Genomic DNA, 12,270 nt, shown 5'->3' on the forward strand with positions numbered 1-12,270 from the left:
TATCAATCGGAGGCCGGCGGACGGTACGGAACCAGGATAGGCGAACAAGCAATCCAGATTCAACTATCAGTCAACAAAGTTTCTCTATTGAGTCAGAAGAACTTGATACCACAACTCGGAAGCGTGTATTTCAACGAGCATTTTCGGTGAATTTTCGATAAAACAGTGCCCCGCCGCCCAGAGACAACGCCGCCGGGCCGACCCAGATGTTTACTTTGGATCGACACGCTTCGGCGATTCCCCTGATCCATCTAGCCCCCCGCTTCGCCATGTCCACCCGCTCGCAAACCCGTGCAGTGAAGGAAACAACACCCCCTCACCCGGTGGATCGCTCCGAAGGCGATGTGAATCTTTCGCAAAGAAGAGATCAATGGCAAGCAAGCGCGATTAGCGCGGACACCCGGCGAATCCTTGACCAGGACAGCGACGCGTTTCTGCACCAGTGTTTGTCCAGTCCTTGTTTGAACGCGCTTTCGGCCTGCGAGGGGATCTATTTGGAAGACGTCGACGGTCGACGAATCATGGATTTCCACGGCAACTATGTGCATCAAGTCGGCTTTCGGAATCCCCGCGTGGTCGCGGCGGTAAAAGACCAATTGGACGTGTTGCCGTTTTGCACGCGGCGGTACACCAACGAGCCGGCGATTCGCTTGGCCAGCCGACTGGGTGAACTGGCGCCGGGCAATTTGGGCAAGTGTCTGTTCGCCCCCAGCGGCGCGGTCGCCGTCGGCATGGCGTTGAAGCTTGCGCGATTGGCGACCGGACGTCACAAGACCATTTCAATGTGGGAATCGTTCCACGGTGCGACCTTGGAAGCGTCATCAGTTGGTGGCGAAGCTTTGTTTCGCAGCGACATCGGACCGCTGTTGCCCGGCACCATTCAAGTCCCGCCGCCCGGGCACCGGCAGTGCGCCTTCGGCTGCGGTGGCGATTGCGACGCCCGGTGTGCCGACTACATCGAATACGTGTTGCAGCAAGAGGGTGACATTGCGGCTTTGATCGCCGAACCGATTCGCGCGTCGAATGTCACGGCGGGATCGCCGGTGTTCTGGAAACGAGTCGCCGATGCCTGCCGGCGGCATGGCACGCTATTGATCTTCGACGAAATCCCCACAGGCTTGGGCCGCACCGGACACATGTTCGCAAGTGCTTGCACCGGAGTGACCCCAGATATGATCGTGCTGGGCAAGGGATTGGGTGGCGGCGTCATGCCGATGGCGGCGCTGATCGCTCGACGTGACTTGGACGTCGCGGGCAACAAGGCAATCGGACACTACACGCACGAGAAATCACCACTGGGCGCCGCCGCAGCGCTGGCCACCTTGGATTGTTTGCTGGGGCCACCAGACGACCCAGCCCCACGCGACGATCGATCCGGCGACCTTCCCGCGGACGCGTCGCAGAATTTGATGGATCGGGCGGGCGTGCTGGGCCACCGTTTGCGACAACAGTTGATCGACTTTCGCCGATCTTGCCCGGTCATCGGCGACGTTCGAGGCGAAGGCTTGCTGGTCGGCTTTGACGTTGTCGAACCAGAGTCGCCGCACCGGGCTTGTCCACAGCGTGCCGAAGCGGTGCTGTACGCCGCGCTTGACGAAGGCGTCAGCTTCAAAACGGGTGGCGGCAACACCGTCGTCTTGGCACCACCGCTGACCATCACCGATGCCGAACTGGACGAAGCGGTTCGGCGGATCTGTCGTGCGGTGCAATGCGTCCACGACGGCCACGGTTCATGAACAATTCACACCGCCGACAAGTTGATCGCTGGTCAACTCACCGATAGTTTTCATGGTCGGCCGTGTCGATCACAGGTGCCATCATCGGCCGGCAACCGTTTTGTATTTGGCAACGATATTGACTCTTTCATGTCAGGCTGACCGTCGATGAGCGGACCAAAGATCAGCATGATCGTTTTCGACGTCGCCGGGACCACGGTTTCCGATAGGGAAAATGCCGTCGCCCGTTGTGTCAGCGAAGCGGTGACTGCCGCGGGAGTCCCGACCGATGCCCAGGCCGTCAATCCGCTGATGGGGACGCCCAAACCCGATGCGATCCGAACACTGCTGTCGCAAGATGCATCGCTGACGATTACCGACGACTTGGTGGACGACACTCACCGGGACTTTCAAAACCGCATGATTGCGTACTATCGATATTCGCCCAGCGTCGTTCCGACCGATGGTGCGGTGGATGTCTTTCAAACGCTACGGGATCGCGGCATCAAGGTTGCACTGGACACCGGTTTTGACCGGCCAACCCTGGATACCATTTTGGACCGATTGTCCTGGCACGAGCATATCGATGCGACGGTCAGCAGTGACCAGGCCGCCGGCCGCCCCGATCCCGGCATGATCCATCATTTGATGAGACAATTGGGTGAAAGTGATCCCCGGCGTGTTGCCAAAGTCGGCGACAGCGTCAGTGATGTCCAACAAGGCTTGGCGGCTGGCTGTGCATGGGTGGCTGCGGTGCTGAGCGAGCGGACCCGTCCGCTGTTCGAAGAACCGGTGGACCCGGCTTATCGAAACGTTCACGCCATCGAATCTTTGCAAGAGATCCTTCCACACATTGATCCATCATCGCCTGGGGCAAACGCGTGATATCCAAGACGCCAAACAAACACACCAATGCACCGGAGACCATCGTGTCCATGCCGACACCAACCTACGACACCTTGGCTGATCGTCTGCCCGCCGACGTCGTTCGGTGCCTGGAGGACACTGAACAAAGCTACCTGAATTCGATTGATCGCATGGGCAGCGTGTTGAAGCAAACGCACTGCAGTCGCCCATTGGTGGTTATCGATCGTCGTGCGGTCACCGCGTCGAACTTGTCGGCGAACGTGCAAGCGGCGCTGGCCGACTTTGATTGCCAATGGTTTGACGAATTCACCCCCAACCCGACCAGCGACGAAGCGTTGCGGGCGGCCAATGCCGCGGCGGAGCACCGAGCCGACTCGGTCATCGCGATCGGCGGTGGGACCTGTTTGGACGTCGCCAAGATGGCCGCGCTGGCCGGATCGGAAAACGCCGATCGACAACGGGACGTCTGCCGCGGCGGATCAACGGAATCACTTTCACCTTTGCCGTTGATGGCGGCCCCCAGCACTTCAGGAACCGGCAGCGAAGCGACGCAGTTCGCCGCGATCTACGTCGACGGGCGAAAGCAATCGATCTCTGACGAACGCATGCGTCCCGCGGTAGTGATCATGGACCCACGACTGCATGCGGCCATGCCGGCATCGATCGCCGCGTGCACCGGGATGGATGCGTTGTCCCAGGCGATCGAATCGCTATGGGCGGTGGGCCGCACCGAAATATCGGCACGCTATGCCCATGCCGGCGGACGCCTGATCGCTGAATGCCTGGTCCCCAGCGTTTGCGAAGCGGATGAAGGCAGCCGTTTCCAAATGATGTGGGGCGCCCACTTGGCCGGCCAAGCGATCAACATCAGCAAAACGACCGCTTCCCATGCACTGTCGTACCAATTGACCCAACGGTTTGGGATCGCGCATGGCCACGCCGTCGCCTTAACCCTGGGACCACTGGCTGCGGCCAATGCGACCACCGATGCAACGAACTGTAACGACCCGCGGGGTGCGGAAGCCGTTTGCGAACATGTCGATCAAGCTGCATCGGTGCTGAACACCACACCGGCACAGATGCCGGGTGTAATGTCGGACCTGTTGCGTCAAATTGGTTTGCCGAATTCCCTGTCGGAGGCCGGAATCGGTGAAAACCGCTTGGCCGAAATCGCCGCCTCGGTGGACCCGGTTCGGCTTGGGAACAACCCGCGGCGTTTGGACACCACGGAGCTTCACGAGCTACTACGTCGTGGATACACGGCTTAAGTCGCCGGATGCAATCTTTTCTGGTGACGAATCAAGCGTCCTCGGCCACTTCGTCGGCGACAATGTGATCGGACGCTTCGCCACCAACGTCATGAAAGACGACCAAGACTTCGCACTCTTCACCGTCGCGGCAAACGACGCGATGGGGGACTTCGCCGTCGAAGTAAACGCTGTCGCCCGGATTCAGTTCGTGCGAATCGTCGCCGTAATCCAAACGAGCTTGCCCCGACAAGACGTACAGAAATTCCTCGCCCTTGTGCGGCAGCTTTTCACGATCATCTTCGACGGGCACTTTCAACAGGAACGGATCCATGCTGCGTTTGGGCCGAGCGTGAGCCAGGCTGGCGTATCGAATTTTGCTGACCGGTTCGTCGCGGCGATACTCCACTCGCTGGTCGCTTCGCACCACCACCAGGCCGGGTTCCGCTTCCAAGCCTTCGAAAAGTTCCGACAAGGAAACGTCCAGAACGGATGCGATCTCTGATAGCGCTGGCAACGAAGGTGTCAGACGAAAGTTTTCGACTTTGGACAACCAACCTCGAGACAAGCCGGCTTGGGTGGCCACCTGTTCCAGGGTCAGCCCGCGTTGCAGTCGGACGCGTTTGAGCCGCTGTGCCAATTCAGTCAAATTCATCCGAACGTGTCTCCTCTGTTGCGTTCAATAGTAACTGTGCCCCCCCGATAGGTGAAGGGTGGCCGAACGCTTTGAGGCACGGACAGCGGAGCAAGAAAGCGGCGATCAGGGCATGGCAATCGTCGGCTTGCATCCCACCGCGGGCGACCAGCCGACCTGTCATGGCGCCGAGCAATTGACGGGCAAAACACACAAGCAAACTCGGTGGCCGAAATGATCGCAGCCCCCGATCAGCGATGCCCCGACGCAACGAAAAAACGCCCCGCGTGCACGAAGACACGACAGGGCGTTGGGCAGGCAAGGCGGAGGACACGGGACTCGAACCCGCAACCCCATAAGGGGCAACTGATTTCGAATCAGTCTGCTAGCCAATTCGCATATCCTCCGGGGGTGCACCCAATGTCCACGGACCCGACAGAATCGTCAAGCCGCAATTGGCCTCCGATCCCAATCACGGCACGGTTTTCGCTCACTCAGCCGGACCGATCGTTAAGGTCAACGCCGTCGAGGGGACAGAGGCCTGGGCCGCGGCGGATCGGACCCGGACATCGTCACGGATCAACGCCTCGATCGCCGGTGATCTGGGGTCATCGGGATCGGTTTCCAGACGGCCGTCGGTCGCGACGCGAAGGGAAACAGGTGGATCGACCGAAATGCCGGCACCGACCAATCGCTCGGTGAGCAAAGATTTCAGTTGTTCCGCCGCACTGACATCCCCGGAATCCGCAGCTCCGGCGGGGACGGCCGTCGCGTCGGACGAATCTCCGTTCAACACAGAGTCAAAGGTATCCAGACCGGCCCGGGAGACCTGCGAAATCACATCGCCGGCGGCCTGGACCGCGGACCGAGCCGCACCGACCGCGGAAAGAGGATTCATCACGTCGATCAATGCTTGTGTTCGGTTTGGAAACCGTATTCCTTCAGCCACTTTTCCCACTTGTGGGCTTCGTCGTGCGTCTTCAGGTTCAACGCCTGCCATTTGGGGCATCGGTATTGGACGTCTTCGTGATCACCGTGGGCGTGTCGCTTGACTTCGCACTTCAGCTTTTTCAGCGTCTCGGCGATCGTGTCGGCCTTCTTTTTCTCGTGGATGTGCTTCGCCTTCCATTCGACACAGCGATAACGAACGATTTCCGCGGCGGTCGCCGTCAGCGGGCTCAGAGCGAGTACAGAGGCCAAAAGAACCAATCGAAACATGGCGAAAACACTCCGCAAGCGAAGAATTCGGGGGTGGGGATAAATCAGCCAAGTGGATTACCGCACGACGGCACAAACCGTCAAGCCGAATCGCCCGTCGATCAAGCCCGCTGCAGATGTTCCAGCGGCACGTAATACCGCAGATATCGCCCACCGTCGGAGAACGTTTCGCCCTTGGGGTCTTCCACCAAAACCGTCGCCCGTCGTGTGATTCGATTGATCCGCCCGACCAACCAGCGGTCCTGAAAACGAAACCGGACCGCATCCCCCACCCGCAAATTGAACTTCCGTGCCGCACGTTCCTGTTGGGTGATCAAATCGTGCTGGTAATCGGTGTGGGCGAAATAGCGACGCGCGATCGATTGAAAACGGGCTTGGTCACAATTGCCGTCGTTCCAAATCAGCATCTCGGTCAAATGCACCAACTCATGTTCGGCGATTCGCTGCATCGCTTCCAATCGGTCGCGACACCGGCGGCCGGTGACTTCGACGGGCCGGTCGACGTCCCGGAACGTTTGAAACAGCAGGGTCGATGAAAGCACCAATTCGAACTTGCGAGGCCCACGAATGCGATCGGTGGAGTAGTGCGTCACCATCTTTCCGGCGATCCGCGTCATCCGCTTGGACAGCCCAAACGTCAAGCCTTCCGCTTCGGCGTGCGGCAGCAATCGCCCGCCGAAAAAACGCTCGTCGTACATCCGGATCATTCGCCGCAGGTCATCCACGTCGACCCGGCGAAAATTCGGACGATCGATGGTCCGGCTAAGCGACAACGTCAAGCGATGGATTTCGGCTTGGTTGAATAGGATGTCTTTGGTTTCAAACCGTTGCCGGCTGACCAGTTCGGCCAGCCTGGCCAACCGATCCGGGTCACGTGGGCGAATGGCGTCTGCAGATGCCTTGGCAACGCCGGCGCTGGGGCGAGCCGGGCCGTCGGCGTCTTTGGTGCGACGATTCGGTCGGAACGTGGTCATCGACTTGGGGGCACTCCATCCCTGAAATACGACTACGATGATTTGGTCTGCACGAAATTTGGCCCGCGCGATCATGGTCTTGAACAACCGCGATCGTTTGCTTGATCAGCACGAGCGTTTCGTCAAGGCGTCACTTCGGCAATGCCCCACCATCCTACCCGCCATCCCACACCATCGCGATGTCACTGTTTCCCACCTCGCACCGTCCGACCGGAATCTTTGATACCTCCATCGCCCCCCCGATCTTTCGGCGATGCCGTCCGCTTGCGGTCGCCATGATCGCCTGGCTGTTGCTGCTTCCCGGTTCACCTCTTTTGTGGGCGGCCGGTCCCGGCGATGTCGACACAGCGTACCCGCCGAATGCATCGATCGATCAAGTTCGCCAGCTGGTCGATTCCATCGATCCGGTTCATCCGCGTTTGTTCGCGGATGCGGAAACGTTTTCGTCACTGAAGCGTTCGATCGCCGATGATCCGCTTCGCAAAACACTGGCCGACGCCGTGATCCGGCAAGCCGACTGGCTGGCCGACACACCGCCGGTTCGGCGTCAATTGGAAGGCCGGCGTTTGCTGGACGTCTCACGAACGGCGCTCAAACGAGTGTTGGTCTTGGCCACCGCCTATCAGATCACCGACAACGCCGCGTATGCCGACCGATGCGTCGACGAGATGTTGGCCGCCGCCCGATTCAGCGACTGGAATCCGTCCCACTTTCTGGACGTCGGTGAAATGACCCTGGCATTGGCGATCGGCTACGACTGGTGTTTCGCCGCGATGACGGACGATCAACGCCAACAAATCCGAAACGCCATTGTTGAAAAAGGCGTCAGCTTGCCGTTTGAGACCAAACACAAAGGCTGGGTCCGCGCCACCAACAACTGGGGACAAGTCTGTCACGCCGGACTGACCGCGGGTGCGTTGGCGGTCGCCGAAGATCATCCGGAACTGGCGGCCAAAACGGTCAAGAATGCGATCGACAACGTCACCCGGTCGATGCATGTCTTTGCACCGGAGGGTTGCTACCCCGAGGGCCCCGGATACTGGGCCTACGGCACGGGGTTCAACGTCGTCTTGATCGATGCGTTGGAAACCACACTGGGCACCGACTTTGGCCTTAGCCACTGCCCCGGCTTTGACAAAACGGGCGGCTACCTGACCATGGTCACCGGCCCCAGCGGCGAAACATTCAACTATGCCGATGGCGGTTCGGGTCGGTCGCCACAGTCGTGTCTGTTTTGGTTCGCAACCCGGTTTGACCAGCCCGCTTGGCTGATGGGCGAAACGCAGCGCATCCAAAGTTACGCCGAATCCGTCACCCCACGCTCGGCCGCAAGAAGTTCCAACCGCTTGCTGCCGCTGGCACTGATTTGGCAGGACGATACCAGCCCCGGTGATACGGCGAATTCGCTGCCGTTGAATTGGAATCCGGGCGGTGACGTGCCGATCACCGTTCACCGCAGTTCTTGGGATCCACAGCAACAAACCTTTCTGGGTGTCAAAGCCGGTTCACCATCGGCCAACCACGGCAACATGGACGTCGGTTCGTTCGTGCTGGATGCCGATACCGTCCGCTGGGCGATTGATTTGGGCGCCGAAGGCTATCACGGCATCGAATCGCGAGGCATGAACCTGTGGGACCGCAGCCAAGACAGTGACCGCTGGACGATCTTTCGCCAGTCCAACGCGGGGCACAACACACTGGTGATCAACGGGCAACTGCAACGGGCGAAAGGGTTCGGAACGATCGCCAAATTCGATGACAAGTCGGCGACGACAATCGTCGACATGAGCGACGTGTATGCCGGGCAGGCTGAATCGGTCCGCCGCGGCTTTCGCATGCTAGACGACGGCAGCGTGATCATTCGCGATGAACTGTCGGGCTTGAAACCCGGCGACACCGTCCGGTGGGGCATGATCACAAAAGCCGAAAAGGCCGATGCCGATTCAACCGGCGGTGGAATGCTGCTTCGACAAGACGGCCAATCGCTGCGTCTGACGATCGACGGGCCCGACGATGCAAAGTGGCAGGTCATCGACACCGCAACGCCACGAAGCGAATTCGATTCGCCCAACCGTGGCACGTCGATGGTCGCGTTTGAATCGGCCGCCGGGGATGACGGAAGCCTGGCTTGGACGGTACACCTGGTCCCCGGCTCGACCGGGCACGACCAGACCGGGCAGGGCCAGCGTGGTCCAACGAGTCCCCTGGATCGTTGGTGAACGGGATCGCTGGTGAACGGGAAAGCCCCCAAAGGATGCGCCGCTGGCACCGTGTCAGACGGTCGCCGGTGAGGGCTGGACCAGCAACTGATCGACTTCATTGCTGACGATGACGCCGTAGTTGATCGCGCCCAACCAGCCGCTCATGATGATTCCAACGCTGCCGGCGTGGAACATTCCGTGGACTTGTTGCGGCAGCCCACGGCTGACCCCCAAACCTTCGAACTTGGTCCCGAAACTGGCACCGGTCTCGTGGCGAGTGTAATGGTGGAACGTCCGCGGCGTGGCGGCTTCGGCGTGGTCGATCTTTTCACGGATGCCGGGCAAGTAGCGATCCAGCGCGTCGATGGTGGTTTCCACCAAGTCCTTTTTGCTAGCCTCGTATTCGGCTTCATCCAGGTTCGCCCAGTCCGACCAATTGGCGTTGGTGCTGCTGACGACCGCGAAACGTTTCTTTTCTTTTTGCGGCCGAGTCTTCGGGTAATAAAAGCTAAACGTTCGGCTGGTGATGTCACGCGACAGCAACAGATCGGTTCGGAATTCCTCGGCCGTGCTGGTGAAGAACAGATCGCCGGAGGATTCGTCGATCGTTTCGCCCTCCTTCAGCGCCATGTAGACTTGCGTGCTGCTGTTGTTCAGCCGCACATCGCGAGCGTCCTGGACGAACTGAGGATCCAGATGATCTTCGCCCACCATCTTCAGCACGGTGGTCTTCAGATTGGCGTTGCTGACCACCGCACGGCAACCGATCCGGCGTCCGTTGACTTCCACGCCGGTGACGCGTCCGCCATCGACCACCACCCGATCGACGCCACAGTTAATTGCAATGTCGACGCCGTTTTTGATCAGCTCCTTCTTCATGCGGCCGACCAAATCGTCGGTGCCGCCTTCGTAAATGAAGACGCCCTTGGACATGAAATTGCTGAACACGATGCCGTAGGTGATCGCGGGATCCTCCAGCGTCGAACCGTTGGCATAGGTGATCGGTTCCATCAGCAAGCGGACCACATCACTGCGTCCGGGAAAGAAACGATCGAACAGTTGCTTGGTCGTGGTCGTCTGGTCGTCGTAGAAGTTCATTCCACGGGCGGTATCGAAAAAGTCGACCACGGTTTGGTGTTCGATGCCGAACCGGGTCGTCAATAACCGCGTGAAGTCTTCGCGATTGAAGGTCGTCGTCAGTGAAAACTGGGGATTGTCGAATCGAATGTTCTTCAGCTGGACGATGCGATCGGCGATGTCGCGGTTCCAATACCGGCGACACGACTTGATCATCCCGTGCGGGAACCCGTGCAGCGAGATGTCAAACACGTGGCCACCGGGACGCAGAAACCACGTCGCCAGCCCGCCCAGTTTGTAGTGCTGTTCCAGCAGCAAGACGCGATGACCGGCCCGGCCCAAGATGTTGGCGCTAGTCATTCCGGCCAATCCACTGCCGATCACGATGACGTCATACTGGTCCGCGGCGTTTTTTAGGAAGTCTTTTGGCAAGGCTGCTGGAAGTGGCTTGTGGTTGGAAGTGCTCGTCTCTAGATCCGTCTGGCAAGGTAGCATAAATCGACGACCACCCCAATTGTCTCGGGGTTGCACAGCGAAGTGACCGGCGACGATCATTGGGAATTGGTCGGCACACACCAACGTGATCGCCCAACCCACCCGCCCGCCAGCACGCCGATCGCACTTGACAGGAACGATCTGAAGCCTGGTGGCAACGCGTCACTTGCCGCGGTCACGCTCAAGAAGACCCTACTCAAATTGTAAGATCTCTTCGATCGTCAACTCGGCTCGCCACGCCCGCATCCATCGCCGGATCGTTGATGCCGGTACCCGATGCGTCCTGCGCGTCGCCTCGGAGAGCTTTTCAGCCCATTGGTCGAACAGCGTTTCATCGACGTATTGCTTGTACTTCAGGAGCACACGCAATTCCTGCCACCACGGCGAATCAGGCTCGGCCAAGTTGATCTGGTAACCACTTTCAGCGGCCAGGACGGCGTACCGCTGAGTTTCCGCATTCAGTCCGTTACCGCGATCCACCACGATGGGTGAAGCCTGCTGGCGGATCGCTAAACGAAAACGTTCAAAATTCCAGTCTCGAGCCGTTTGCAGAAGCTCCGCGTCATAGTCGTAGTGTCCAGGATCGTCACCAACTTGGGTGTAAAAGAACTGATCTGTTTCCAGGACAACACCAGCATCCCCCGCCAAACGCCACGCCCGGTGACTCTTCCCACAACCTGGTAACCCGCGCATCAGATACACAATGCGCGAGCGATCACCTGGATCGTCCGAAGAGTCACTCGCTGGCGTTGGGGAATGGCTCAATCCATCACTCTCATTGCTTCAATTTGTCCTTCCCAAAACCAATCAAGAGGTCGACTCCCTTCTCCCCTTTCATGTCATCCTTGTCGCCGTCGTCCGATAGAAGGCCCAGCGAGGAGGGTGCGGTGCTCTGGTCCGCGACCCAATCCGTCAGCGCCGCGTCCAGTGCGGCGATGTCCTCGGAGTTGCTCGCCAAGCCGCCGATCAGCAAGTCATTATCGCGGCCTCCCTTGAGCTTATCTTTGTCGTCTCCTCCGATCAGGATATCCGACCCGTCGCGGCCGTAGAGGCTATCGCGTCCCGTGCCCCCGGAAAGCACGTCGTTGCCGTCGCGTCCGTCCAGCTTGTCCTTCCCTGAACCGCCGAGAATGACATCCCGACCGGCTCCTCCGGTGAGTTTGTCGTTGCCTCCGTTCCCTTCGATAAGGGACGACTCATACCAGGCATCTCCACCACCGTCTGAGCCACCATCGGACCCGCCATTCAACGATGCGTGGTCGTTTCCTTCGCAAAGAACGATGTGAACGGTTTGGATGTCGGCCGGGTCAAAGTAGAAGATATCGGCCCCGCCGTCGCTACCTCCATCGGATCCGCCATCCGAACCACCGTCGCTACCTTGAACATTCAGGTTGGCAATGACCTTGACGCGACGCTCGTTGCCCCGTCGATCACGGCCACCGTCTGAACCTCCGTCACTGCCGCCATCGGAGCCACCGTCACTGCCGCCGCCGACTAGCTTGGCACTGACGATGTCTTTGCCGTCCGTACCAATGACGTACAGCGTACCGTCGACCACCCCAACGCCTTGGACGACCGCGGTGGCGGTCTCAACGTCGATACCGCCATTACCATCATCAATTGTCACCGTGATAGTGAAGATTCCCCCAGTCAAATATCCGTGACTGCCGCTGACCGTGTCGGCAACTTGATCTACGGCAAGCGATTCAACAGTGCCATCGCCCCAATCGACCGTCGCCGTGTGAAGATCCGACAAATCATCATCGGAAAACACACCACTGATGCTAACCTGACCGTCGGCGGAACTGTCGCAGACATAAGCGTGATCGGACGTCAATCCGC

At 59.3% G+C, this 12,270-nt stretch carries 11 protein-coding genes, 1 tRNA gene and 1 pseudogene; 4 read left to right on the forward strand and 9 right to left on the reverse strand.

The window, feature by feature from the left end; genetic code table 11:
* Positions 1-323 precede the first annotated feature (323 nt).
* The 3 genes from pbfA (at position 324) to HFP54_RS22905 (ending at position 3,850) form a co-directional block, all read left to right on the forward strand.
* Positions 324-1,736: a (R)-1-hydroxy-2-aminoethylphosphonate ammonia-lyase gene (gene pbfA, locus HFP54_RS22895; RefSeq protein WP_206036351.1), complete on the forward strand. Its 1,413-nt coding sequence runs from the start codon at positions 324-326 to the stop codon at positions 1,734-1,736.
* A 147-nt stretch (positions 1,737-1,883) separates the two neighbouring features.
* Complete coding sequence (locus tag HFP54_RS22900) at positions 1,884-2,600, forward strand: HAD family hydrolase (RefSeq protein WP_168566933.1); 717 nt, start codon at positions 1,884-1,886, stop codon at positions 2,598-2,600.
* Between the two features lie 50 nt (positions 2,601-2,650).
* Entirely contained in the window at positions 2,651-3,850 is a 1,200-nt protein-coding gene (locus tag HFP54_RS22905; protein ID WP_168566934.1) for a phosphonoacetaldehyde reductase, read from the forward strand.
* A gap of 31 nt (positions 3,851-3,881) precedes the next feature.
* Here HFP54_RS22905 and HFP54_RS22910 read toward each other — a convergent pair whose 3' ends face one another.
* The 5 genes from HFP54_RS22910 to HFP54_RS22930 all read right to left on the reverse strand — a co-directional run bounded on the left by HFP54_RS22910 (position 3,882) and on the right by HFP54_RS22930 (position 6,655).
* Positions 3,882-4,484 (reverse strand): helix-turn-helix domain-containing protein, encoded by a 603-nt coding sequence (locus tag HFP54_RS22910; protein ID WP_146412856.1) that lies wholly within the window; start codon positions 4,482-4,484, stop codon positions 3,882-3,884.
* Positions 4,485-4,787: 303 nt separating this feature from the next.
* Positions 4,788-4,870: transfer RNA gene (locus HFP54_RS22915), tRNA-Ser, on the reverse strand.
* An 83-nt stretch (positions 4,871-4,953) separates the two neighbouring features.
* Positions 4,954-5,361, reverse strand: a complete 408-nt coding sequence (locus HFP54_RS22920; RefSeq protein ID WP_146412854.1) for a hypothetical protein — start codon at positions 5,359-5,361, stop codon at positions 4,954-4,956.
* An 8-nt stretch (positions 5,362-5,369) separates the two neighbouring features.
* Positions 5,370-5,681 (reverse strand): amidohydrolase, encoded by a 312-nt coding sequence (locus tag HFP54_RS22925; RefSeq protein WP_168566935.1) that lies wholly within the window; start codon positions 5,679-5,681, stop codon positions 5,370-5,372.
* A gap of 101 nt (positions 5,682-5,782) precedes the next feature.
* Positions 5,783-6,655: a SprT family zinc-dependent metalloprotease gene (locus HFP54_RS22930; protein ID WP_235952220.1), complete on the reverse strand. Its 873-nt coding sequence runs from the start codon at positions 6,653-6,655 to the stop codon at positions 5,783-5,785.
* Positions 6,656-6,834: 179 nt separating this feature from the next.
* Between HFP54_RS22930 and HFP54_RS22935 the strand changes: the two genes are divergently transcribed.
* A complete protein-coding gene (locus HFP54_RS22935; RefSeq protein WP_168566936.1) occupies positions 6,835-8,874 on the forward strand; it encodes a heparinase II/III domain-containing protein in 2,040 nt (679 codons plus the stop codon).
* A 54-nt stretch (positions 8,875-8,928) separates the two neighbouring features.
* Here HFP54_RS22935 and HFP54_RS22940 read toward each other — a convergent pair whose 3' ends face one another.
* The 4 genes and pseudogenes from HFP54_RS22940 to HFP54_RS26475 form a co-directional block, all read right to left on the reverse strand.
* Positions 8,929-10,365, reverse strand: a complete 1,437-nt coding sequence (locus tag HFP54_RS22940; protein WP_168566937.1) for a phytoene desaturase family protein — start codon at positions 10,363-10,365, stop codon at positions 8,929-8,931.
* Between the two features lie 255 nt (positions 10,366-10,620).
* Positions 10,621-11,121 carry an AAA family ATPase gene (locus HFP54_RS22945; RefSeq protein WP_168566938.1) on the reverse strand — a complete coding sequence of 167 codons (501 nt, stop codon included), beginning with the start codon at positions 11,119-11,121 and terminating at the stop codon, positions 10,621-10,623.
* 82 nt (positions 11,122-11,203) lie between these two features.
* The gene (locus HFP54_RS26275) at positions 11,204-11,986 is read right to left on the reverse strand and encodes a calcium-binding protein (protein ID WP_206036352.1); all 783 of its coding nucleotides are present in this window, start codon (positions 11,984-11,986) and stop codon (positions 11,204-11,206) included.
* 78 nt (positions 11,987-12,064) lie between these two features.
* Positions 12,065-12,202: pseudogene (locus tag HFP54_RS26475) on the reverse strand (hypothetical protein); the annotation flags it as partial.
* Between the last annotated feature and the right edge of the window lie 68 nt (positions 12,203-12,270).

Origin of the sequence: Crateriforma spongiae (assembly GCF_012290005.1) — a bacterium.
Taxonomy (GTDB): Bacteria; Planctomycetota; Planctomycetia; order Pirellulales; family Pirellulaceae; genus Crateriforma; species Crateriforma spongiae.